The following is a 25608-nucleotide window of genomic DNA, read 5'->3' as shown; positions in this document are numbered from 1 at the left end:
CAGAATAGTCTGTTTTTTACGAAGTGAGCATTTTTTCCTTTTTATGACAAAAGTCATCGCAAGAAATGCCTCTTGGCCAATTTTACTTTTTGAGCCTTCCCCCCGGACATTCTATCACGGAGGGGTCTTTGTCTTTCTTAGGCATGAAAAAAGTCTTCAATCCAAAATAGAAGCCCTCAGAACGAACCTCGTTTTTCGCCAAAACCGGCAATATATCGTTAACGCCAAAAAATACGGGACCAAACCTACAACCCAAACCCATAGTAACATCGCTATACTGATCGATAGTAGCAGGCAGGTAAACGCTGAAAAGACTGCTCTCCCATCTTGGGGAAACGGTGAGACGCATTGGGGTTTTGATACGGAAATCGGCCAAGGTCAAAGCCGAAGCGTCAAGGGTCAAGCCCAAGTGGGCGTAAAACCCGCTCATCAGGTTCCAATCCGCTCCAATATTGAAGGTCGTGGGCAATGACATCGTAAATCGTCCTCCACGCTTCGCCACATTAAAAACGGTAGCCAACGAATCTGACAATTCCGGAATATTATCGACTCCCTTCAGCTTATCATCAAGCGAGATATACACCGGATTTCCATCCGGAATCAACAACCCGTTCAGCTCGCCGTTACCGTCACTCCCGTCAAAAGCCAATCGCCCGAAATCAAGCAAAGAAACATCAAGCCTAAGCCTATACGGCGCAATTCTCGGCCGGAACATTCTCTTCTGTAATTTCTGATAAGGAATACAGCTGTTGACCTTAAGCGGTTTTTCAAGGCGAATGCCAAGATCAAGTCCTAAACTCAACTGCCCGGATTGTTTAAAAGCTTCGTCAAGGTTATCCAGATCTTCCAGATTTTTAGAGACTCCATATCGTCCCGAAAAATCCCCTACAAATTCCCTGTTTGCCGCATCCAGTCCGAATTCGGCCTCATTCAGTTGTGCGTACGCTCCCCCGACAGAGCTCAAAACTTTCAGTCCCGCACCTACCGACACCCTATTGTAACGGTCGTTTTTCAGTAAATATGAAAACGTAATGGCAAACTCTTTCCAAACAGCCGAAGCGAGATTCGCCCGGTCTTGCATCGAAACGTTACTTTCTTCCGTCAGCTCAAAACCCTCTTCGGCATATTCGAAAAACTTCGGGTCAAGTCCGGTCAAACTTGTCGCCATTCGGACTCTGGGCATTATACTGAAGGCCAAACGGGGATTTAGCTTATACATAATCGCAAGAGCATTCACTTCCGAAGACACGAACGCCCTCAAGGGCCCGTCGGCTTTAACCCTTTCCGCATCAAGATTATTGAAGTTGAAATTCAGGAACGCTGTTTTCCTGTTAATACCATAAATATTGTTTGTTCCCTCAGCGCTTACCGACAAAAATCCGATATCGTAACGATAAGGCGAATGAACCAACGACGCGGGCTGATAAAGTGTTCCGTAAGCACCGCTTCGGTTATCGTGCTTAAACCCGGGATAAGTTTGGGCTTGAGCCCCAAAAAAACAGACCGATACAAAAACAAAAACGAGAATACTGCGCATACACCACTAAATTTCCCAAAAACCAACACTATTCTATAAAACTCAAATCGACAATATTATAAAAAATCGATTTACAGTAAACGGAGCGAGCCCCTAATGTAAAGGTTAACGGAAAATTCTGGCTAGGTTACATACAAAAAGAGACAAACTCCTATGAGAATGTCTCTTTTATTTTGTGTTCCCGGTATATTTAGCAGGAATTATTTCGATTCGCTCAAGAATGCTGTCGCTTCCTTGTAAACGTTTTCTCCGGTAAATCCGAATTTCTCGTCAAGCACACCGGCAGGAGCTGAGAATCCGAAATGATCAAGACCGATAGCTTTACCGAACGGCCCTACCAAGCCTTCCAATGTAACAGGAAGTCCAGCGGTCAATCCGAATACAGGCTTGCCGGCAGGGATTACTTCCAACTGGTAAGCTTTGTCCTGAGTACGGAAAAGACCTTCGGAAGGAGCCGAAACGATCTGTACTTTAACTCCGTCTTTGCGCAACAACTCGGCGCCAGCGATCAAAGTAGCGACTTCAGAGCCACTGGCCACCATCACCAAATCAACGTCCTCAGCGTCCTTCTGTACGATGTAAGCACCTTTTTCGGCTTGCTTGGACTCTTCGTAACGGCTTACGCCCTCATTCATGCTAGGCAAAGCCTGAATGTTCTGACGAGAGAAAATAAGGGCCGAAGGAGTATCGATATTTTCCATCGCCATTCTCCAAGCCACTGTTGTTTCGTCAGCGTCGGCCGGACGAAGCGCCAAGAGGCTCATCTTGTGCGAGTGGTTTTTCAATTTCTCCATCAAACGGATCTGGGCTTCCTGCTCTACCGGCTGGTGAGTAGGTCCGTCCTCGCCTACGCGGAAGGCGTCGTGTGTCCAGATATATTTAACAGGGAGTTCCATCAAAGCCGACAGACGAACGGCTGGCTTCATGTAGTCAGAGAACACGAAGAATGTACCTACCGCAGGAATAACTCCACCATGAAGGGCCATACCGTTGGCGATTGAAGCCATAGTAAGCTCACAAACACCGGCCTGCAAGAACGCTCCTGAGAAATCGCCTTTTTCCAAAGCTTTTGTTTTCTTTAGGAAAGCGTCAGTCTTGTCACTGTTGCTCAAGTCGGCCGAAGAAACGATCATGTTCTCTACCTGCTCGGCCAAAACGCCCAACACAGTAGCCGAAGCCGCGCGCGTAGCAACGCCAAGCTTTTGCTCGATCAAATCGTAATCCACTTCCGGAGCTTTTCCTGAGAAGAAACCGTCAAGTTTGGCCGACAATTCAGGATTAGCTTTACTCCAAGCTTCGTGTTCGGCCTTTTTGTCGGCCGCATAAGCTGCGAGTTCGGCTTTGCGTGAAGCGTACAAGTCCTTAACCTCGTCAAATACGCGAAAAGGATTCTCTCCGTCGCCACCGAGATTTTCAACTGTTTTGGCAAAAGACGCTCCGGCGTTAGACAATGGCTGCCCGTGGGTAGAAACCATTTTCTCAAAGCTTTCGCCGCTTTCGGTAACGGCTCCTTTACCCATAATCGTCTTACCGATGATAAGGAAAGGCTTTTCGGTCTCAGCCTGCGACTGCTTGAGGGCTTCGCGGATCTGGTCGGCGTCGTTTCCGTCAATTGTAACGACTTTCCATCCCCATGCCTCGTATTTGGCGGCCGTGTCCTCGCCAGTCACCTCGCCTACCGTAGTAGAAAGCTGAATGTCGTTGGCGTCGTAGAACATCACCAAGTTGCTCAATCCCAAGTGTCCGGCGATACGTCCGGCGCCTTGGGCAATTTCTTCCTGGATACCTCCGTCAGAGATAAACGCGTAGATATCGTGCGACATCCAGTCTCCGAAGCGCGCGGCCAAAAAACGTTCGGCGATAGCGGCGCCCACAGCCATTGTGTGGCCCTGCCCCAAAGGACCAGAAGTGTTTTCCACACCGCGGTCGAAGTCAACCTCAGGGTGTCCCGGAGTCGGGCTTCCCCACTGGCGGAAGTTCTCCAAGTCCTCCATTTTGTAGAACCCTGCCATATGAAGTACAGAGTACAACATTGGAGACATATGTCCCGGGTCCATGAAGAAACGGTCACGGTTGATCCATTTCGGGTCGTTCGGGTCATACTTCAAGAATTCCGTATAAAGGATATTCACAAAGTCCGCTCCGCCCATAGCACCACCAGGGTGGCCTGATTTCGCGCGTTCTACCATAGCTGCGGAAAGGATACGGATATTATCCGCAGCTTTGTTCGTCACCGAGTTGCTCATTTTATCTTTAATCTGTGTACGTACGAGACAATCGAGGGCAAATATAATAGGATAGCGCCAAATTAAGGCCATAGGTCCATCCAAAATTAAGCGCTATTCAGAATTACCCACACACCCCGACAACAATCACACAGCCCAAGCTGTTCCCGACTTAGTCTTTCCGAAAAGGTTTTCGCATTCCACCATATCGCCTCTCCGTTTCTATTCCTTATCTTTGTCCATATGAAGAACAGAGCACCCTACAAGATTCTGGTTGTGCAAACCGCTTTTATCGGCGACGCTATACTGGCGTCGGCCATATTGGAAAAGCTCCACGAACACTACCCCGACGCATATATTGATTACCTTGTCAGAAAAGGAAACGAGGGTTTATTCAAGGGCCATCCTTTCATTAGGGAGACCATTGTTTTCGACAAGAAGAACGGAAAGTACAAAAACTTTCTTCAGCTGATCGGCAAAATCCGAGACAATAAGTACGACTTACTTTTCAATGCCCAACGCTTTCTCACAACGGGCCTTATAACCGCTTTTTCGGGGGCGGGCGTCACTGTCGGGTTCGACAAAAACCCGATGTCTTTCCTTTTTTCAAAAAAGATAAAACACACGATCAGCGCCTACCAAGAGGGTGACAGCGAAACCACCGTACACGAAACGGACAGAAACCACGCCCTGATAAGCGAATTCACCGACGAAAAAACAGCCAAACCAAGACTATATCCTACCGAATCTGACTTTGACGCAGTAGAAAAATTCAAACAAGGAAAATATATCTGCATGGCCCCCACGTCGGTCTGGTTTACGAAACAGTTTCCGAAAGACAAGTGGGCGGAATTACTTGGCGCCCTTCCAAACGATTTCAACGTTTACCTTCTGGGAGCGCCGTCCGACAAAGAGGAATGCCAAGCCATAATCGAAGTCAGCGACAATAAGAACATTACCAATTTAGCCGGAGAACTTAGCCTATTGCAAAGCGCGGCTTTGATGAAAGACGCAAAAATGAATTATGTCAACGATTCGGCACCTATGCATTTGTGCTCTTCCGTCGACGCTCCCGTATGCGCCATTTACTGCTCAACCATCCCCGGATTCGGATTCGGGCCGTTGTCTGACGAGTCGTATATAGTGGAAACAAAAGAAAAACTGAAGTGCCGACCTTGCGGATTGCACGGACACAAAGCCTGTCCTGAAGGACACTTCAAATGCGCCTATGGCATTGACAAAAACAACTTGCTACAAGTTTTGCATAAGAGATCGTAACGCCCACACAAAAGTACATTACGAAAAAAGCCCGGAATCGCTTCCGGGCTTTTTTCGTAAATATCCTATTGAAAATCAGATGTCGATTTTGGCGTATTTGGCATTGCGCTCGATAAACTCACGGCGCGGGGCAACTTCGTCACCCATCAGCATTGAGAACAAGTGATCCGCCTCAGCGGCCGATTCCACGGTCACTTTCTTCAGGTTTCTGTACTCAGGATCCATAGTAGTGGACCAAAGTTGCTCAGGGTTCATCTCACCGAGACCCTTGTAACGCTGAACGGAAACCGCTTCTTTCTTACCGTCAGGAGCCAATTCGTCAATGGCAGCAACACGATCCTCCTCAGACCAGCAGTATTTCTCCTTCTTACCCCTCTTCACCAAATACAACGGAGGAAGAGCGATATAAAGGTATCCGTTATCGATAAGCTCCCTCATGTAACGGAAGAAAAGAGTAAGAATAAGCGTACGGATATGGCTACCGTCCACGTCGGCATCGGTCATAATGACGATTTTGTGGTAACGGAGTTTTTCCAGATCCAAAGCTTTCTCATCCCCTTCCTTACCGAAACGTACGCCAAGGGCGGTGATGATATTCTTGATTTCCTCGTTATCGTAGATCTTGTATTCCTGGGCTTTCTCAACGTTAAGGATTTTACCTCTCAACGGAAGAATAGCCTGAAAGAAACGGTCACGCCCCTGCTTAGCGGAACCGCCCGCAGAGTCACCCTCCACCAAGTACAATTCACAGCCTTCAGGATCACGGTTAGAGCAATCGGCCAGTTTACCCGGCAAGCTTGTGCTGCTCATCACGTTTTTGCGCTGAACCATCTCACGAGCCTTTCTCGCCGCTTGGCGAGCTTGGGCGGCAAGAATCACCTTCTGGACAATTTGCTTGGCCAGCTTGGGGTTTTCTTCCAGATAATGACGCAAAATCTCGGTAACACAACCGTCAACGGCGCTACTTACGTCTGAGTTTCCGAGCTTAGTTTTCGTTTGCCCTTCAAACTGAGGCTCAGCCACTTTCACGGAAATAACAGCCGTAAGGCCTTCGCGGAAGTCATCGCCAGAGATTTCCACTTTCGCTTTGTCAAGCAAACCGGAACCTTGCGCATAACTCTTCAATCCCCTGGTCAGGGCACGACGGAAACCGGAAACGTGCGTTCCGCCTTCTATCGTATTAATATTGTTAACGTAAGAAACCACATTCTCAGAATATGACGCATTGTAAGTGAAGGCCACTTCCACAGGCACGCCACCTTTCTCACCGTTAACATAAATAGGCTCGGGGATAATCTGATCGCGAGTAGAGTCCAAATACTGAACAAACTCTTTCAAACCACCCTCCGAATAAAACTCTTCGTACAGAGCGTTACCGTCATCACCAACTTCCCTCTCGTCGGTAAGCGCCAAGCGTATACCAGCGTTCAGGTAAGCCAACTCGCGCAAACGGGCCGCCACAGTATCATATTTGAACTCCGAAACGGTGAATATCTCATCGGTATCGGGGCTAAAGCGGACACTGGTGCCGGAAGTATCGGTAGTTCCGATTTCCCTGACCTTATATTGCGGCGCCCCTTTTTTATAGGCCTGCTCGTATACCTTGCCCTGACGATTTACTTTCACGTAAAGGTCAGTGGAAAGAGCGTTCACACATGACACACCCACACCGTGCAAGCCACCGGACACTTTGTAAGAGTCTTTGTCAAACTTACCGCCGGCGTGCAGAACCGTCAACACGACTTCCAGAGCAGAACGCTTCTCCTTCGGGTGCATGTCCGTCGGAATACCGCGACCGTTGTCTTCCACAGTCACAGAATTGTCCTTGTGAAGCGTGACTTTTATAAGATCACAATGCCCCGCCAACGCCTCATCAATGGAGTTATCCACCACTTCCCAAATGAGGTGGTGCAAACCCTTGAAGCCAACGTCGCCGATATACATCGCCGGACGTTTCCTTACGGCTTCCAGCCCTTCCAGAACCTGGATATTGTCTGCGGAATATTGATTGTCTTTCGGATTGGTATCTTCACTCATAAGCTTTGTCTCAAAACTCAAAAATAAGATAATAATATGACTTTTTACCCGTCGCCGATTTATTTTTTCAACGTGCCCACGGCCTTTGAAAATACGCTTCTTTTCTCAGAAACACAATCTCTTCGGCCACAAACAAAACAGGCCTCGGAATAGCCCCGCCCAAACGACGGGCACCCGAGGCCTCATCAACTAAATCAGTCTTGAAAAAGACTACAGATCCTCCTCTTTCGTAAATTCCAAACTGATATCAAACTCAACGTCGTTGCTTACAAGCACATCTCCCGCCTCAGTAAAGCCTTCCCACTGAAGCCCGTATTCCTGCCGGTTAATGGTACCCTTCAGCTCGAAGCCCGAACGCACCGTACCCAACGGGTCCTGCACCGTTCCGCCATATTCGACGTCCATCTCTATTTCTTTCTCCTTTTCCTTTATCTTGAGTTTGCCTTTCATTCTGTAGCGGTCCTTCTCGAGTTTCTTGAACTCCCCCGACACGAAACTGATCTCAGGAAATTCATTCACATGAAAAAACTCATCGGAAAGCAAATGATGATCCCGTGAGGCGCTTCCCGTCTTCAGACTGTCCACCTCTACTCTGAACTCTATTTTGGCCCCGTCAAAATCATCTTTCTCAGCCTCTATCCAACCTTCGAAGTTAGCGAAATGCCCACGGACAGTGGAAATTCCCAGATGCCTCACCCTAAACTGAATATGCGAATGGTGAAGATCCACCACCCATTTCGTCATTTTTTCTTCCTTTGCCATTACCAATGAATGTTCGGTTCTCCTGTGAAACTTGCAGGCTTTGGCTTTGTTCGCCGTCCGGAGCCCCAACTTCAGGGCAGACAGCATTAAAAAAATTCGCCGAATGACATTTGAAAATCCCATATTTGCCGTTTAGTTGATACTTCTTGGCTTGTTTTGCATGATTTCCGAACGGAGCAAGCCAGCAATACATAACAGAAACATAGCACCATGCCTATCAGATACGTCGGTCAGTTAATAAGAAGCTACCTTTTTTGGCTGGCCGTTTTCGCCACAAACAGGCTCGTTTTCCTGTTTTACAACTTCGATTTCTATAGCAAGTACAGCTCAGACGAACTGCTGACAGCATTCAAGAAAGCGGTATACCTGGACACTTCCATGGCCAGTTATTTCCTTACGGTTCCGCTACTTACGGGCATAGTCCAGTGTTTTCTCAAAAAAGACTATACCAGCAAGTTCACCTTCTGGTTCACAGGAATCCTGTTGACGATCAACTCCGCAATCGTGGCCGGAGAGCTTCCGCTGTTCAGGGAATGGAATGGCAAACTGAGCTACAAGATCTTCCTGTACCTGCAACAACCCGCCGAAGTGATGAAAATCACGCCTTGGGGCATCGCCATTACCGTGACGTTGATCTTATTGGGACAAATCGTTTTGGGACTTTGGGTGTACAAAAAATTGGTTTATTCGCCTGTAAAACCCGAAAGCCAAAGGCCAAAACCGTTACTTTCCGCAGTCGCTTTCCTGCTGATGACAACGGTAACGGTACTAGGAATACGCGGAGGCACACAAGAAATGCCGATCCAGCAAAGCGACGTTTACTTCTCAAACCATACAAACGTTAACCTGCTGGCCGTAAACTCTACTTGGAACATCATCCACAGCATACTTAAGAACAAAAAGTATATGAACAAGAACCCATACGGGTTCTATAAACCGGAAGAGGCGAAGGAAATCGTAAAAGAGGTGTACAGCGTAAAAGGCGACTCCGCCGTAAGCTTCCTCAAGACCGACCGTCCCAATGTGGTATTGCTGATACTGGAAAGCTTCACTTCAGACTTGATCGAAGAGCAAGGCGGTATCAAGGGAATCACCCCGCGCTTTGACCAAATGATAGACGAAGGGCTTTTCTTTGACCACCTTTACGCCTCCGCCGAGCGTTCGGAACAAGGCATGGCGAGCATCTTCAGCGGATTTCCGGCCCAACAACGCACTTCTATCAGCGCCCAGCCTAGTAAGGCGCAACAGCTTCCGTCGATACTGAACCCCCTGCATGAGCAGGGTTATTCGTCTTCCTTCCACTTCGGGGGGCAACTTAACTTCGGAAATATCAAGGCATTCCTGCTGTCGATCGGCATGCAAAATATCGTGGATGAGGAAGATTTCACGAACGCCGAGAAGACGAGCCGGCTTGGTGCTCACGACGAATACTTGTTCCGTAGGGTTCTCGCTGACCAGAAAAACTACAAACAGCCGTTTATCTCGACCATTTTCACCCAAAGCACCCACTCCCCTTACGACCAGCCAGTGCAGGACGCTATTGAGTGGGAAGACGATCCGAGGGAGAATATGAAAGGTTTCCTTAATGGCGCTTGGTACACTGACAGTTGCGTTTACGATTACGTAAACAAGGCCAAAGCCATGGATTGGTATGAGAATACCATCTTCGTCATGTTGGCGGACCATTCGCACACCAGCCCGCGCTATTGGGAACGCGACGTTCCGCAATCTCGACTTATCCCGATGCTCTTCTGGGGCCCTGCGCTCAAAGACGAGTTCAAAGGAAAACGCGTAAACAAGGTAGCCTGCCAGACCGACGTCCCGGCCACATTGCTCGGACAGATGAACTTGGACAGCTCGCCTTTCGAATGGAGTAAAAACCTGATGGACCCCAAGACAGAAGGCTTCGCGTACTACTGCTCAAACAACGGCTTGGGCTGGATCGACAGCCTCGACCGCCATATGGTTTACCGCACGGACATGGACTCCGTAACTATGACCGGATTCGGAACGGATAAGCAAGCCGAAAAGAAATCGTTGAGAAAGGCCAAAGCTTACCTGCAGACGGTTTTCCAACAATACCTTGACTACTGATATACAGCATACCGATGATAAGCAACAGACAACTTTTCCTGGAGCACCAAGCCCAGACTAGCGATTTCCCTATGCTTGTGGAAATCAGCCACGCAAAAGGCGTGTACATGTACGGACCCGAAGGTCAAAAATACATCGACCTCATCTCCGGAATCGGCGTGAGCGCCTTGGGACACCAGCACCCGGCCGTTACGCAGGCCGTAAAGGACCAAGCCGAAAAGCATATGCACGTGATGTGTTACGGAGAATTCGTGACGGATCCCGCCGCGCAACTTTCCAAAGCGCTCGCCGACACGCTTCCGGATCCGCTTTCGGTCACTTACTTCCTTAATTCCGGAAGTGAGGCTACCGAAGCTTCCCTGAAGCTGGCCAAAAGATTCACGGGCAGATCGGAACTGATCTCAGCCCTCAATTCGTATCACGGATCAACGCAAGGCGCCCTTTCCGTCACCGGCGACGAGAAGATGAAGCGCAACTTCCGCCCTCTTTTGCCGGATGTGCGCCACATCCGCTACGGCAACATCGAGGACTTGCAATACATCACTAAGAGAACCGCGGGCATTATCTTGGAGACTGTCCAAGGCGAGGCCGGCGTGCAACAATCCAGCCAAGAGTACTGGACGGCGGTTCGCAAACGGTGCGACGAGACGGGCACATTGCTGATCCTTGACGAGATTCAGGCCGGATTCGGCCGTACGGGCAAGTTTTGGGCCTTCGAACATTACGGAATACAACCCGACATCCTCCTCTGCGCCAAGGCCATGGGAGGCGGAATGCCCATCAGCGGCGTGATTTCCAGTCATGAGATTATGTCCACCCTGCGCAACAACCCTATTTTGGGACATATCTCCACATTCGGAGGGCACCCTGTAAGTTGCGCGGCGTCCTTGGCTACACTTAAGGCCATTCAGGACGAAAAACTTGTGGAGAGCGTAGACGCCAAAGCCGAGCTCTTCAAGAGTTTGCTCACCCATCCCGACATCGAAGAGATCAGACAGATTGGTTTGATGATGGCCGTCAAGTTCGATTCGTTCAAACGAAACAAGGCCATTATCGACAAGGCCGTCGAGTTGGGGGTTATCTCGGATTGGTTCCTTTTCTGCGACGATTCCTTCCGCATGGCTCCTCCCCTCAATATTACCGAAGAGGAGATTCGCGAAGCCTGCGACATCATTACCCAAGCCATCGAAGCTACCAAGTAAGCTACAGGCAAGAGACTTCCAAAGCCCCGTACGGACACATTCCGTACGGGGCTTTTTCATATCCAAACACTTTTTGAGGCGGGCATTAAACCTCCCGGATCGCCAAACTCTATCCTCCATATAACGTACTATTAATGACGGAGCAAGCATACTAAACCAGAATCAAGACTATCATGGCTAAGAAAAAAAACGTCACAGCCGACCAAATCCTAAGTTGGTTTATGGATTACACGCTGGAAAAGGGCGAAAACCCGAAGTCCGTGTACGCCTTCGCTAAGGAGCACAACTTCGAAGAGTCCCTATTCTACCAGCATTTCGCCTCGTTCCAAGTAATAGAAGAAGCCGTCTTCAAAGCGTTTTTCGACAACGCGGACTCACTCCTGAAGCAAGACGAATCCTTTTCCACCTACAGCCCGCAGGAAAAACTCCTGAGCTTTTACTTCACCTTCTTCGAGATCCTGACCGCCAACCGCAGTTATGTCGTGTACGCCCTCGGCAAAAACCGCAATAAGCTCAAGACCCTGGCCACGCTGCGCCCACTCCGCGACAGCTTCCGGACCTTTATCAAAGAGCTTGGCATCGAGAGCGGAGACATGAAACATGAGAAAATTGAAAAGATCAAGAACCGAAGCATCGAGGAAATGGCTTGGGCACAACTGCTCCTGACCCTGAAATTCTGGATCGAGGACCGTTCGCCTTCGTTCGAAAAAACCGACCTGTTTATCGAAAAGTCGGTTAAGGCCAGCTTCGAGCTACTGAACACCCGTCCTCTGGAAAGCGTGGTGGACTTCGGGAAGTTCCTTTTCAAGGAAAGAATCAAACCGAACCTGTAGATGAAGAAACTTAACCGCATACCGACTTCGAAGATAGAAAGGGCCTCAAAGCTCATAACGACGGGAGCGAAAGTCGGGATGAACTACGTGAAATATTACGGCGACAAACTCGTAAACCCCGAGGAAGAAGCCAAACAGCGCCTTAACGAATCAAACGCCGAGGACATCTACGACAGCCTGAAACAGCTCAAGGGAAGCGCCCTGAAGGTAGCCCAGATGCTGAGCATGGAGAAGAACATCATGCCTCAAGCCTACGTAGAGAAGTTTTCCTTGGCACAGTTTTCCGTTCCGGCCCTGTCCGCTCCCTTGGTGGTCAAGACCTTTCGCCAGTACTTTGGCAAGGCGCCGGACCAACTCTACGATAAGTTTGAGCCGGAGGCCACCAACGCCGCCACCATCGGTCAGGTACACCGGGCCGAAAAGGACGGCAAAAAGCTGGCCGTGAAGATACAGTACCCCGGCGTGGCGGGCAGTGTCCGCTCTGACCTTGCGCTGGTCAAGCCCATCGCCATGAAGATGTTTAACATCCAGGCCAAGGACTCCGACCATTACTTCAAGGAGGTGGAGGACAAGCTAATCGAGGAAACCGACTACGAGTTGGAAGTAAGGCAAAGCAAGGAACTGTCCGAAGCCTGCCAACACATCCCCAACTTGCAGTTCCCCGGGTACTATGAGAACCTTTCGTCACAGCGGGTCATCACTATGGACTGGATGGAAGGGGAACACCTCTCGGAGTTTACGGCGCATAATACCGATCCGGAAAAAGCCAACCGCCTAGGCCAAGCGCTTTGGGACTTCTATATGTACCAAATCCATCGCCTGCGGAAGGTCCACGCCGACCCTCATCCCGGCAATTTCCTTGTAAGCCCGGACGTAAAACTCTCGGTGCTGGACTTCGGATGTGTCAAGCATATTCCCGACGAGTTCTATACCCCCTACTTCGAGCTGGCCGACGAAAACAATTTGCAAGACCCCTTCCTGTTCAAGAGGAAACTTCAGGAACTGGAAATCCTCAAGCCCGGAGACAGTCCGGAGGAGACCGCTTTCTTTACGGAACTGTTCCATCAGTTGCTAAGCCTGTTCACGCAACCGTTTAACCGTGACGTTTTCGATTTCTCCGACGAGAAATTCTTCGGTGACATAGCGGCTCTCGGCGAACGCTTCGCGAAGGACACCAAGCTCCGCAATATGAACGGAAGCAGGGGATCGAAGCATTTTATCTATATGAACCGTACCTTCTTCGGATTATATAACCTCCTGCATGATTTGCGGGCCAACAATATAGAGATCCGGCGTTTCGAAACGCTTTGATCTACCTTTAACGCCCTTTGCGCCGATATGGCCAAAGGGCGTTTTTCTTATGTCGTAACGCTTCTCCCAGAACCTCCACACCTCCGTTTACCCTTTCACTTTTTCAGTTTCGATTACTCTTTTCACCAAATTCACCAAGACCTTTTACTCAAAAGGACAGCACCCTATTTTCAAAATGACAGGACGCTTTTGGAAAATGGACACATCCCTAAATTAAAAAGGCCATGGCCTTTTGATTAAGACGCCATGGCCGATTGGGTAAAAGGCCATGGCCTTTTTGAAATGGCGTTACGTCCTTTCCTCTTTTGAGTCAAAAGCATTCCTCATTTACAAAAGGACAAATTGATATTTAGGACACTTCACTATAGCTAGAGGAAAAGCATAAGATAACGGACAGGGTAAGTCCAACCCCTACATTCCTTTTGACTCTTTGGTTATTGGTATTCGAATAAAAAGAAACGCAATGGCCTCCTGTTTGCTTTTAGCTTATGAAAGAAAATACAGAACCACAGGAATAACCGCTTATGTTGCCGTTTAAGATTATCAGGAAGAAGGATCCGAAAGACAAAGACAGCCCGACGAAATTCTACGCCCATCCAGTGGCCAGAGACACAATCAGCCTTCGTGAATTGGGTGACATTATCGTCCGAAGGTCTTCTTTGACACGGGGTGATGTGGCAAACGTGCTGACCAATCTTTCGGAACTACTGCCCGAATTGCTCAAACAGGGCTATAAAATCGACTTGGGGGACATGGGGACTTTCCGCCCGAGCTTCGGGAGTGAGGGCGCGGAGACAGCTGACAACTTCAGGGCCGATATGATCAGAAAGCCGAAAGTAATCTACCGTCCGCATAAGCTAATGGTTCGTGAATTGGAGAACGCCGAGTTCGAAAAAATAAAGTAAAGGTACGTTTCCCTTAACCGGGCCCGTCCTTTCTTCCGCTCTCAGGCGGGCTATTCGGGGGCGAAGGGCAATAAGGAGGCGGAAGGTAAGGTATCACAAAGCGGATTATCGCCTCGTCCACGGGCATCTCCGCCGGGATATAGACCACATCGCCAAAGCGCCAACGGTTAGCCTCCTCTTCCGTTATGTAATGCATCCCCTCGCGCGGAGCCACTCTTGACTGAAAGCGGTCAAAATCATAGGCTTCCTGCTCCGTCATTCCCAGTTGCTTATAATATTCCAGATGGCTCAAGTCAATGTACCTCTGCCCGCCTTTGCCCGTCGCCTTGTTGAACCATTCGTGTACGCCCACCCTCTTCGTTAGGCTAATGTCCTCTCCTTCCAGAGCTAATATCACCGTCCTGCGGGCGGAGTGTACCAAGGTGGCGCCACCTGAGCAGGCTGAAGCCGAGGGACACAACACTATGTGAATCTGCCTATTATACACCAACTTGCCCAACTCGTGCGTATTCTCCAAGGCAACGGTGCCCGGCACCTTACCCAACACCATTATCTGTAAGTCCTTATTCTCCTTTATCAACTTCATTAAGGCCGACTGATTAAAGTAATCCAGCACCCCCTCTACCCACAAAACCTTATGTCCGGCCACCATTACTATACGCCCTACCTTAGTGGGGTTCGGGTCGTAAGGCCTGTAAGGCTCCGTATAATTCACCGGCGACAAGTGTCCTTCCGCTTTTTCCTTCCTCTCATAAAAGTCGCACAGTCCCTTGAGTTTGTCTGGCCCATAGCTTTCCACCAAGTCGGCAAACGCCCTCAGTCGCCGGAAGGCAAAGTTCTTATTATAAGAAATCAAGGGGAATTCGAGCAGTTTCTCAAGTCGGTCCAGCTCGGGCGTGTTGTAATAAATCCGTAAAGCAGAGCGCATAATGCCTATCGCCACGGCAAGCACACGCAGTTTGGTATCCGCGTCCAAATCTTCCTGCCCCTCCGGCACCTCGGCCACAAAGCGGACAAAGTTATCCTTATAAAGTCGTTTCTCAGGCTCCACCGTAAAGGCTTCGAAAAAGTTACGGAAGGCAATGAGCTCCGCGTCTTCATCCTTCCCGTTCGCCTCCCTAAACTCAGTGACAAAACGATTCGACTTCTTAAAACTAATGATAGCGGAAGACGCATTACTGGTCATGGCCGCAACCTTCAGTTCCTCCGTCTCATCATCATAATGAAGCCAACTCTCATTCATAAACGACGCGCCTTCGGACCTGATAAAATCCGACGCTTTTCTGTCTCCGATAAGGTGGCCAATAAAAGTATACCCGGCCATCACTTTATACAGATCCATCGTGGAGACCTCTTCGGGCGGATGTTTCCGTTCCGGCAAGGCGCCTTCGACCAAGCCCAGAGATGTCCCGGGCTCCAACATTTCGGCATTCAACACCCCTAACCTCTTGGCCAAAGCGTGGAGATAAGACAAGTGCTGGCCCAACCTGTATTGAGTCGGCCCCTTCTGCCTGCCGTGCATTTCCCGCATCACCTCGAAGGCTCCCGATTCCAGAAGTGTACTAAAAGATACCGCCCCCTTTCCCGGCTTCGGCGTAAGGCTTTCCAACATCTGTTTGCCCGTAGAGTCAACCAACTGGGGAAAGCCGTCAGAGAAAATCGGATAGATCTTCGGGATCACGACGTCGGGCGCGCAAAGCGACATCAGCTGGCTTCCCATATAATTTTCCAGCATGGTCTTTCTCGAAAGGTCGCCCTTTATCAACATCAGCCCCGACTCAATACCCTCCGCCCTTAGGGGGTAAAGGCGCGCCCTGCCCTCTTCATTAAAATCGGAAAGCGACATCAAAAGCTCCGGTAGCTTTCCGAAAAACCTCTCAACGGCCTTGTCGCCTTGCCACATAAAGGAGTGAATAATCTTCTGAAGGCCCACAAACGCCTGCGTATAGGGCGACACTTCCGGATTGTCGGGCTTTACGGCCTCCGTACCGCCTCCCAAATCCTCGAAGCCGAAGAAGTCAACGGGATTGCTGTGGAACATTTCCAAGGAACGAACCGACTCAGGATTAATATCGAGCAGGCGCCTGAACAAAGAGGTGGAGGGAAGACTGATATCGAAAAAGGGGAAGTTTTTCATCAGCACGCCTATCCACCGGACAAACAACGGATAGTGGATATATAACCTATGCACGGCCCGCCAATCGGCATAGGGCTTCATCCACATTCCCTCGTCCCACTTTTCGGGATAGTACAGCGTGGTGGCCGTAGGGGTAACTGACGGACCGGGAAAACCGCCGTCGGGCGACAAAGGCACCAACTTGACCACGCACGGAGTTCCATGGGCACGCATATGTCCGTAAAGGAAATCTCGGAACAAATCGCGCCCGCACATTACGGTTACCTTCCGCATATCTTCCAAAAAGGACCGTTTCCCCCCGTCGCTTCCCTCAATGGTATAGAGTTCCGAATACTTGTCCTTTTCCTTTAGACGAGCGCTTATTTTGAGCGAAGTGTGCTGTAGCCACCACAAAAACGCCGAGATGTTTTCCAGTTGGGGCCGTTGTTTTCCTCTGAAAAAGATGGCTTGGTCCGTATAAATCAAGCGGTGCATTTGCCGGAGGCTATCCAACATCACCAAATCACGTCCGTCGGTGAGCCCTTCGGTCAAGGTGAGCTGGTGTTCGCGATGAAAGGTCTTGAGCAGATCGAAAAAGGCCGGTTTTACCTTCGGATCAAGGGAGCGGAGCTTTTCCCTCATCACCTCCATATCAAAAACAGGTGACGGAAGCATCTCCGGGCCGGCAACAGCGATCCCTCCCGCCGAAACCTCCGGTTTGCGGGTAGCCTTCATCGATGATTTTTTGTCGGAAAACACTAAAAATAGGAGCTGTTGGCCATCGCATTATGTCCGAAAAAACCATTCCAAGCAAGGCCCCGACCGGCCCAACGACAAAAGGCCTCCGCAGGGAAGCCTTTTGTAACCTTATTTTGCGTACGCAGTAAATTAGCGAATGCTTCGGACAAACGAAAGCCGGGACCTCAAGCCTTGGCTTTTTCGTCCGTCGTTACCGCCAGCGAGCGGTGTCTTTCCGCATTCTCCCTCACTTTGTACGGCCCATCAAGACGGGTTATTTCTTGAAGCGGAACTTCATGTATTTGATGTCCTCGCCTTTGTCATAGAATTTCTGTTCGAAGCGGGTCTTGATTCCGAAGTGTTCCGGCATATATTCCGACTCGTACAGATTGAAAGTGTATTCCAAGTCCTGGATATCGTCGCGCTCAGCCAAAGTGTCGAGCGTGTACTGGAAAAGGTCGGTGTTATCCGTCTTGAATTTCATCCAGCCACCGGGTTTCAGCACTTTCTTGTACATGTCGAGGAAGCGCTTATGCGTCAGTCGGCGCTTTTCGTCGCGGTCGCGCGGGCGCGGGTCAGGGAATGTTATCCAAATCTCCGAGACCTCATTCTCGTCGAAAAACTTCTCCAACATTAAAATCTGCGTACGCAGGAAGGCGACGTTCTCAAGGCCTTCTTCTATAGCCATGCCACTTCCTTTCCAGATACGGCATCCTTTTATGTCTACGCCTATGAAGTTTCTTTCGGAATCTACCCTCGCAAGTCCTACTGTGTACTCTCCCCTACCACAGGCAAGTTCCAACACAAGGTCGTTATCGTTTTGAAACTGCTCCTCGTTCCACTTGCCCTTAATGGTTTCGAATACGGGCTTTCCATCTTCAAGGACGTTTCTGCGTTCGGAATTCTCCTTGAACCTCAATAATTTATTTCTCATCGCTATATGCGTATTTTCCTAATCAAAGACATTCCAGCTCGGCCACCACAAAGGTACTGCCCCCAACGAAAATCAAATCGCCGGGCTCGGCCAAGGTTTTGGCTCTTGACAGGGCCTCGTTTACGTCGGGTATCACCTCGCCGTCCAAGCCCGCCTTTTGGAATTCCCGCCGAAGCATATTGGCCTCCATGGCGCGGGGCACGGTGGCTTGGCACAGGATAAATGTGGCTTCCTTCGGCAGAAGATCGACTACGCTACACGCGTCTTTGTCGCTCACCATACCCCAAACGACGAAAAGCTTCCCGTATTTTTCTTTTTTCAGTTGGGAGACGATGGCTGTAACGCCCGCCACATTGTGGCCCGTGTCGCAAATCACCTTCGGTTCTTCGCCCAATACTTGCCAGCGACCCTTCAGCCCAGTGGAAGAAAGCACCGACGAAAGGCCTTCCTGCACGGCGCTTGCCGGGATTTTGAAAGTGTCCTTAGCCAATTCGGAAAGCGATGCCAAGGCGTTCGCGAGGTTATCTTTTTGGTATTCGCCCTTAAGGTCCAGCTCCAAATCACCCGTATACACTGGCGATTGGACGGTATATTTACCGTCACCCAAGGCCTCCACACTTATATTATCTTCCACGAAAGACAATGGAGCGTCAACTTCCCCTGCCTTTTTCTCAAAGACTCCGCGCAATTCCGGACGCTTCTCACCGATTACCGCCGGCGTTCCTTTTTTGATAATGCCCGCCTTCTCGCCGGCAATCTCTTCCAAGGTTTCGCCCAAAAGCGCCTGATGGTCGTAGTCGATATTGGTAATCAGGGAAAGAACAGGCGACAATACGTTGGTGGAATCGAGGCGTCCGCCAAGGCCGGTCTCCACTACGGCCACGTCCACTCCCTCGTTGCAAAAGTGGTCGAAAGCCATGGCCACGGTCACTTCGAAGAATGACGGTTTGATTCGCTCAATATCGCCCTGAAGGCGGGTAACGAAGTCCGCTACGTCTTGCTCGCTTATGGCCTGCCCGTTTATGCGGACCCTTTCGGTAAAACTCCGCAAGTGGGGGGAAGTGTAGAGCCCGACATTATAGCCGGCCTTCCGCAAGACCGAGGCGATCATATGCGACGCGCTGCCTTTTCCGTTGGTGCCGGCCACGTGTACGCTCACCAACTTTTCGTGCGGATTACCCAAGGCTTCCAGCAAAGCCAAGGTGTTTCCCAAATCTTTCTTGTAAGCCGTAGCGCCCTGCCTTTGGAACATCGGCAACTTGGCATACAAGTACATCAAAGCCTCTTTGTAAGTCATGTCGATTTGTTTGGCAAAAAAAAATTCCGCCGGAACCGACGGAATTTTGACGCAAATATATAGAAAATCTTAATTCGACTTGATCACAAAAGTGATTTTTCCAGTTGTGAATGGCGCAGGCCTGACGTTGGAGGCCTTAGGACTGAAGGTAAGGTTGAAAACGGCCGTTTTGTAAACCTGTTCCAATGAAGTGGAAACCGATTTTTCAAGCGTCACCACTTCCACTATCTCCCCTCTGTCGTCGATTTTGATCCTGAAAACGATCTTTCCGCTCTCCTCCGTTTTGTCTTGGGGTCTCGGTACGGCGTCCCATCTCCAGCCAGTCATCTCCAAAGTGGGCTTGTCGCCGCCCTTGCCCGAAGCTCCGTTATAAAGGATAGGCTTCTTATCGTTTTTCTTTCCGGTCTCGACTCCCTTGTCCGAATTATCCTTCGCGTCGTCGCCATGACCTGTCGAAGGTTTCTTGCTGTCGCTTTTGCCAGGGAAAAGCACCGGTTTCTTTTTCGGTTTTTCCGCCTTCTTCACGTCATCCACCACAGCGGGTTTTTCCGGTTTCTTCAGCTCCTCGGTAGGGGCCGGAGTGTCGGAATCCACGGGTTCTGCGGTCGTTTCGGTTTCAGTCTCGGTTGGTGCTTCTTCCACGGGAGCGTCCTCAACGGGTTGCTCCACTGGCTCCACAACTTCCTCAACAGGTTGTTCCACCGGTTCGGACACGTCTTCTTGCGGGGCTTCCTCCACGGTTTCCTCTTTCACAGGCGTCGGTTTTACCGGTGTCTGCGGTTGGCGCTTTCCTCCGCCCGTCTTTGACGTGCCGTAGTTCAGCTCAACACCGTAAACCGGAATCGGCGGATCGGGCGCCGTCCACACTTTCAGCCACCAAAACAACAGCACCAAAAGGCATGTCAGCACGACGGCCGAGATGAGGCTTGGGCGGTCTATGTCTTTTTCTTCACTTATATCCATCCCGTCAGCGTTTTATTTTCCCGGTTTGGCCGCGATAGAGACTTTAGCTTTAAGGGCGTTGGCGATGCCCGCCACCTTTACAAAGTACTCAACAGGCACAGACTTGTCGACGTGAAGCGTTACGGAACCTTCGCTACCATGCAAGGCTTCGGCCAAATCGTTCTCGATATTGGCCATACTGGACTTCTTGTCGTTGACGGAAACCCGCAGGTCTTTGGTGATTGACACAGTTACGTTCTGCATCACCACCTTGGGCTGTTTGGCCGAAGGAAGGCTCACCTGCAAGCCCGAAGGCGTCACAAAAGAAGAAGTGAGCATAAAGAATATCAGCAACAAGAACACTATGTCGGTCATTGACGACATGCTGAATCCCGCATCGACTTTATTTTTTGATTGCAATCCCATAATCCACAGTTTTATTCCCTAGATAAAAGCTACACTCAGGACGCTTTCTGCGGTTCCTGCAATAGGTCAATAAAATCGATCGACGTGTATTCCATCTGGTGGATAAGCTTGGAAACTTTTGCAACCAAGAAGTTATAGCTCAAATAAGCCACGATACCGACAAAAAGTCCCACAGCCGTAGTGATCATGGCTTCGTAAATACCTGTCGAAAGATCTTTCGGGCTTACGGTTCCTTCCTGCTGGGCGATGGCGATAAAGGCGCGAATCATACCCGTTACCGTACCCAAGAAACCAAGCATAGGCGCTGCGCCGGCGATAGTAGCCAACAGCGAAAGGTTTTTCTCAAGTTTATAAAGCTCGATCTTGCCCACGTTTTCGATTGAGGCCTCGATGCTTTTGAGGGGACTTCCTATTCTGGAAATACCTTTCTCAATCATTCTGCCCATCGGGGTATCATTCTGAGCGCAATAGAGCATCGCTCCGTTCACGTCACCCGACGATACCATTCTCTTTACTTCGTCATGAAAGCCGTTCGGCAATTTGGAAGCTTTTTTCATTACTCTCATCCTTTCCATAAGGATGTACAGGGCCGCAATAAAAAGCAAGCCCAAAGGGATCACCATCGCCCCTCCCGTCACTAAAAGGTCCAACACCGAAACGCTATCGCTAGCCCCTGCCATCATTGTGCTGTCGGCCACACTCGTACTCGTCGTAATCTGCAACAACTCCATCATCAATACTTCAATACCCAAGCCTTGTCTCCAAACTCATTTTTAAAATTACCCAACTGACTATTCGCTTCGGCAAAACTGCCGTATTTGCCCACAGCCAATCGGAAAAAGCCACGTTTGCCACCTTTTGGCGACAGGATATAAACCAAGTGTCCTTTCTTACTTAAACGTTTCGCATAGTCATCTGCCAAGTCCGTATCCACAAAACTTCCGACAACCACAAAATACGCGTTTTGAGCGTTATCGTAACGGAACACTTCGCCACTGGCGGGCTTTGGTGCAGGCGTTACTTTCGGTGCGGGCTTTTCTTCCACTACCTTCTCTTCCACCACGGGATCGACTGCCTCGGTGGCAGTGGTGTCAACCGCAGGTGTTGCCTCTGGAGTGGCAGGAGTATCGGCTACCTGTTCGGTTGCCGGCTCCTCCTCTTCCTCATCCCCACCGGTTCCCAAGAAATAATAGGCTCCGCCTCCGATAATTCCCAAAGCCAACACGGATGCTACCACTATTCCGAAAACCTTCTTTTTTCTCGCTACCGCATCCTCATCCGAAGGGCTGTCGTCCTCTTCCGGTTCCTCGTCGCCGAACTCGTCTTCGTCACCTTCCGGATCGTTATACTGCTGATAATCGGAAGAGCTATCGGAGAAACCGTAGTCGTTTTGGTCAGAACTGTCATCAGACGTTCCTCCAAAGCCTTCGTCGTCATTCGGTTGAAAATAATTTTTCTGGTTCGGAACCTCCGGAAGGCCAAAATTGTCGGCGTTAAAATCATCGTCGTTCCCTCCCTTATTGGGGTCCTTTTGGTTTTCGAATTCCTCGTCAGAGTTAAAAAGATCGTTGCTTCCCATAATGACTGGCTTTGATCACGTTTTACCGTTTCTGAATCTCAAATTATTAAAAACAAACAGGCTTAAGTACCGGCCTTTTCGCTTTGCGAAACTCTATTCAATTAAAGCAAAAAATGCCTGCCGCACAAAAACACCGGCACTTGCCCACTCTCCCGATAACCTAGTAGGCATAATTAAAACACGTTATGCCATAAAATTAAGACTAATAAGGACAAAACTCATATAAATTGTCGTTTTTTATATCATCCTCATAAACACGGGCCACATTAAAACTCTACCCGAAGTTTAAGATTGTAAAACCTTTGCGACAAGGTGTTGGGAACCGCATATTGTCCTCCCTGGATATCCGAAACCCAAAGATATGAATGTGTATTTCTAACGCCCAACATATTGAGCACCTCCAGTCCTACGGCCATTTTACCAGGCATCGAACCCAAAGTTAGATCAAGATATTTAAAGAATCCAACGTCGAGACGCTTATAATCGTCCCCAGAACCCACTGGAAGCCCTTTTTCTTGTCCCGGAGCCAATAATGGCAAGCCTGTGCCGTAAACTCCTTTCACGAAAACTTTCAGGCTCGGATTGTTGGGGATATGATCCTGAAACAACATCGCCAAGGTCAACCGCTGGTCGGTAGGCCTTCGGGCGTACTCCGTAGCGCTTCCCACTTTCTCTTTCGCCGAAAGCAACCCCAAAGAGAACCAAGATTCGTCGCCTTTGACAAATTCACCGCTAATCCGCACATCAAGCCCATAGGCGTAAGCTTTTCCCTCCAAATCCGGATAATATCGCACCCTTACATCGTCAAGGTCAAAAGGCACAATATCGGGCGAATACTTGAAATATACAGAAGAACTCAACTTAAAAGGGCGCTCCCAAATACTCAGGTCCCTATCGGCAGTCAGAATTCCGTGCCAAGCGTTCGGCGTATCCACGTCCTTGTTGACTGTTCCGTCCGGGCGTCTTGTCTCACGGTAAAACAAAGGCTGGAAATACCGTCCGCCCGACAGTCTCCAAACCCACGGCGAGCCCGTCGGCGCATATTCCACTTTGGCACGGGGACCGAAACCTGTTTGCCCGTTCACATCGGAATACACAGCCCGGAAACCAATGGAAAGGGAAATCTCGTCATTTAGCGTCCAGTCATCTTCGACAAAAGCGAAAAGCTCTGTCGCTCGCAGGTCATTTTCCGCTCTTACAGAATGGGTCACTTTAGCGTATCCGTCGTCTTCGATAAACCGATATTCGTCTACGCTGTCTTCGACGCGGCGCAAGTTAGTTCCAAAACCGAATTTGAGAACATGCGCCACACCCCACTCCAATCTGTACTTGTTTTCAAGGGTCAAAACTTCCGCATTCAATCGGTTCCGGCCATGTGTATAATCCGTCCCCACTCCTATCACCTCGGCTTCACCACTGCCTCCGTTGGCCTTGTCAGTGATGTCGCTCAGCCAATATGCGGATTCGATATCATAACGTTCACGCTCGATAGCTTTCACAAAACTCGCTATAAAACTTCCGGAAAAAGAGCTGTTAAAGTTATGTTCCAGATTAATTCCCGACTGAAACGTGCGGTAAAACATCTCTTCTTTTCCGTCAAAATAAACCTTAAATTCCCGTATCCGATCCAAGGTTCCGAACTGGGTCACCCTATTTTCCGGCTCCACAAGATATTTATTGGAGGCGTAGGAAGTCAAGAATCTCAGCTTTGTTTTCTCGCCTAGAATCAATGTCCCGAATGTTTGCCAATCCAAAAAAGCCGGCTTGTATTCGCCTTCCGTTTCCATAGTGCCAAGCAAATAACTCGACTGCTTGTACCGTACTCCCGACACAAGGCTGAAGTTCCTCCAGGGTCTTACCCCCACCGCAGCGCTTCCACCCAAAAGAGACGCTTCACCTGAAGCGGAAAGACTGTCGGGCTCCCTGTATGCAACCAAAAGATTGGAAGACATCTTACCTCCGTACTCAGCGCCCCATCCACCGGAATAGAAGTCAACCTTATCAACCATGTCGGGATTTACGAAACTTAGGCCTTCCTGCTGGCCCGAGCGTACGAGAAACGGGCGATAAACCGGAATTCCGTTTACGGAAACAAGATTTTCATCAAAACTCCCTCCCCGAACAGAATAGCTTGAGCTCAGTTCGTTATTGGCGACTACGCCCGGCAAGGTCCCGAGGATTGCCGAAAAATCAGAAAAAGGGGCAGGAATATTTCTAGCCTCAAGCCCCGAAAGTTTAATCGCACTTGCATTTTCGTGATGTCTCCGGCCTTTTACCGTTACTGTCCCGAGGGTTTTGTCATCATAAGCCATGATGATCTTATCGGTAATATCGCCAGTGGAAAAATCGTAACGTTTTTCCTTTTTCAAAAAACCGATATGACTAAAAACGATCCGAAGCTTTTTCGGAGGCACTTTCATAACGATTCGCCCCACTGAATCAGAAAGGGCCTGCGTTTTTCCATCTTCCGAAACCGCCTGGACAAACTCTACAGCCTTACCGTCTTCGGTCAAAACGACGGCTCTAAACGTAGCCGAGTTTTGAGCGAACACCGCCGCACTGGAAAAAAGAAAAAAGACTATCGCTAAAAATCGCATTGAAGAACTGTTGTCATAAAAACAAAAAAGTCTTCCGGCCACGAAGAACACTGCTGTTTATTCCCGGCCGAAAGACTAACTAAATGCCTTAATTGGAAAATCTTACGCCAAATCGGCCTTGAGGTCGGCAATCGTTTTGATCGGGTCATCGGAGCTGAAAACGAAGCTTCCCGCCACCAAAACGTCGGCACCGGCAGCCACAAGTTCCGCCGCGTTTGTGTTTTTGACACCGCCGTCGACTTGGATCAGGGCCTTGCTTCCGGTTTTCTTTATCAGCTCTTTTACTCGACGAATCTTGTCGAAAGTGCCGGCAATAAGTGATTGCCCTCCGAATCCAGGGTTAACAGACATGACCAAAACAAGGTCCAACTCCGGCAACACATCCTCAATCAGGCTCACACTGCTGTGGGGGTTCAAGGCCACGCCGGCTTTGCAGCCCAAGCTTTTGATCAACTGTATGTCGCGATGAAGGTGTTTGCAAGCCTCCACATGAACGGTAATGTACTCCGCCCCACGCTTGGCGAACTCATCAACATAACGTCCCGGTTCTTCGATCATCAGGTGAACGTCCATCACCTTTTTGTTGTAACGGTCAATGGCTTCGCAAACCGGCAAACCGAAAGACATGTTCGGAACGAACATTCCGTCCATAATGTCCACATGAAGCCACTCGGCCTCGCTGCGGTTTACCATTTCCACTTCCTTTTTCAACTCCGCGAAATCCGCCGCTAGAATTGAAGGCGCAATGATTGTACTCATACGTGCAAAGATAAGAAAAAGCTAAACAACAATAGC

General features: G+C 49.5%; 19 protein-coding genes. 6 read left to right on the top strand and 13 right to left on the bottom strand.

The annotated features are described in order from the left end of the window. Positions 1-82: 82 nt before the first annotated feature. Entirely contained in the window at positions 83-1537 is a 1455-nt protein-coding gene (locus tag AABK39_RS08440; protein WP_338394488.1) for a DUF5723 family protein, read from the bottom strand. Positions 1538-1737: 200 nt separating this feature from the next. Continuing rightward, positions 1738-3783, bottom strand: coding sequence for a transketolase family protein (locus AABK39_RS08435; protein ID WP_338394487.1), 2046 nt, complete (start codon positions 3781-3783; stop codon positions 1738-1740). A 222-nt stretch (positions 3784-4005) separates the two neighbouring features. On the opposite strand from AABK39_RS08435, the gene AABK39_RS08430 reads away from it, so the two are divergent. Further along, on the top strand, positions 4006-5040 hold the full coding sequence (locus AABK39_RS08430) for a glycosyltransferase family 9 protein (protein ID WP_338394486.1): 1035 nt from the start codon (positions 4006-4008) through the stop codon (positions 5038-5040). Between the two features lie 75 nt (positions 5041-5115). On the opposite strand, the gene gyrB is transcribed toward AABK39_RS08430, so the two are convergent. After that, the gene (gene gyrB / locus AABK39_RS08425; RefSeq protein ID WP_338394485.1) at positions 5116-7077 is read right to left on the bottom strand and encodes a DNA topoisomerase (ATP-hydrolyzing) subunit B; all 1962 of its coding nucleotides are present in this window, start codon (positions 7075-7077) and stop codon (positions 5116-5118) included. Positions 7078-7287: 210 nt separating this feature from the next. Then, positions 7288-7839 (bottom strand): YceI family protein, encoded by a 552-nt coding sequence (locus tag AABK39_RS08420; RefSeq protein ID WP_338394484.1) that lies wholly within the window; start codon positions 7837-7839, stop codon positions 7288-7290. 210 nt (positions 7840-8049) lie between these two features. Here AABK39_RS08420 and AABK39_RS08415 point away from each other — a divergent pair, with 210 nt between their 5' ends. From AABK39_RS08415 to AABK39_RS08395, 5 genes are all read left to right on the top strand, one after another. Next, positions 8050-9933: an LTA synthase family protein gene (locus tag AABK39_RS08415; RefSeq protein WP_338394483.1), complete on the top strand. Its 1884-nt coding sequence runs from the start codon at positions 8050-8052 to the stop codon at positions 9931-9933. 17 nt (positions 9934-9950) lie between these two features. Beyond that, positions 9951-11135, top strand: coding sequence for an aspartate aminotransferase family protein (locus tag AABK39_RS08410; RefSeq protein ID WP_338394678.1), 1185 nt, complete (start codon positions 9951-9953; stop codon positions 11133-11135). Positions 11136-11308: 173 nt separating this feature from the next. Beyond that, positions 11309-11968: a TetR/AcrR family transcriptional regulator gene (locus tag AABK39_RS08405; RefSeq protein ID WP_338394482.1), complete on the top strand. Its 660-nt coding sequence runs from the start codon at positions 11309-11311 to the stop codon at positions 11966-11968. Then, positions 11969-13279 carry an ABC1 kinase family protein gene (locus AABK39_RS08400; protein WP_338394481.1) on the top strand — a complete coding sequence of 437 codons (1311 nt, stop codon included), beginning with the start codon at positions 11969-11971 and terminating at the stop codon, positions 13277-13279. Between the two features lie 524 nt (positions 13280-13803). Further along, positions 13804-14184, top strand: coding sequence for an HU family DNA-binding protein (locus AABK39_RS08395; protein WP_338394480.1), 381 nt, complete (start codon positions 13804-13806; stop codon positions 14182-14184). 13 nt (positions 14185-14197) lie between these two features. Here the strand turns inward: AABK39_RS08395 and AABK39_RS08390 are convergent, their stop codons facing one another. The 9 genes from AABK39_RS08390 to rpe all read right to left on the bottom strand — a co-directional run bounded on the left by AABK39_RS08390 (position 14198) and on the right by rpe (position 25572). Beyond that, entirely contained in the window at positions 14198-17035 is a 2838-nt protein-coding gene (locus tag AABK39_RS08390; RefSeq protein WP_338394479.1) for a hypothetical protein, read from the bottom strand. Between the two features lie 277 nt (positions 17036-17312). Then, positions 17313-17972: a tRNA (guanosine(46)-N7)-methyltransferase TrmB gene (trmB, locus tag AABK39_RS08385; protein WP_338394478.1), complete on the bottom strand. Its 660-nt coding sequence runs from the start codon at positions 17970-17972 to the stop codon at positions 17313-17315. A 22-nt stretch (positions 17973-17994) separates the two neighbouring features. Then, positions 17995-19269, bottom strand: a complete 1275-nt coding sequence (locus AABK39_RS08380) for a bifunctional folylpolyglutamate synthase/dihydrofolate synthase (protein WP_338394477.1) — start codon at positions 19267-19269, stop codon at positions 17995-17997. A 69-nt stretch (positions 19270-19338) separates the two neighbouring features. Next, positions 19339-20232, bottom strand: coding sequence for a hypothetical protein (locus tag AABK39_RS08375; protein ID WP_338394476.1), 894 nt, complete (start codon positions 20230-20232; stop codon positions 19339-19341). Between the two features lie 12 nt (positions 20233-20244). After that, complete coding sequence (locus AABK39_RS08370) at positions 20245-20637, bottom strand: ExbD/TolR family protein (protein ID WP_338394475.1); 393 nt, start codon at positions 20635-20637, stop codon at positions 20245-20247. A 35-nt stretch (positions 20638-20672) separates the two neighbouring features. After that, positions 20673-21368, bottom strand: a complete 696-nt coding sequence (locus AABK39_RS08365) for a MotA/TolQ/ExbB proton channel family protein (RefSeq protein WP_338394677.1) — start codon at positions 21366-21368, stop codon at positions 20673-20675. Positions 21369-21370: 2 nt separating this feature from the next. Continuing rightward, positions 21371-22216 carry an SPOR domain-containing protein gene (locus AABK39_RS08360; protein WP_338394474.1) on the bottom strand — a complete coding sequence of 282 codons (846 nt, stop codon included), beginning with the start codon at positions 22214-22216 and terminating at the stop codon, positions 21371-21373. A 266-nt stretch (positions 22217-22482) separates the two neighbouring features. Further along, positions 22483-24813 (bottom strand): TonB-dependent receptor plug domain-containing protein, encoded by a 2331-nt coding sequence (locus tag AABK39_RS08355; RefSeq protein ID WP_338394473.1) that lies wholly within the window; start codon positions 24811-24813, stop codon positions 22483-22485. Positions 24814-24915: 102 nt separating this feature from the next. After that, positions 24916-25572, bottom strand: a complete 657-nt coding sequence (gene rpe / locus AABK39_RS08350) for a ribulose-phosphate 3-epimerase (RefSeq protein ID WP_338394472.1) — start codon at positions 25570-25572, stop codon at positions 24916-24918. Between the last annotated feature and the right edge of the window lie 36 nt (positions 25573-25608).

It is taken from the genome of Fulvitalea axinellae (genome assembly GCF_036492835.1).
GTDB classification, from domain to species: Bacteria; Bacteroidota; Bacteroidia; order Cytophagales; family Cyclobacteriaceae; genus Fulvitalea; species Fulvitalea axinellae.
Note: the sequence above shows the minus strand (reverse complement) of the source record. Positions and strands in the feature narration are given on the sequence as shown.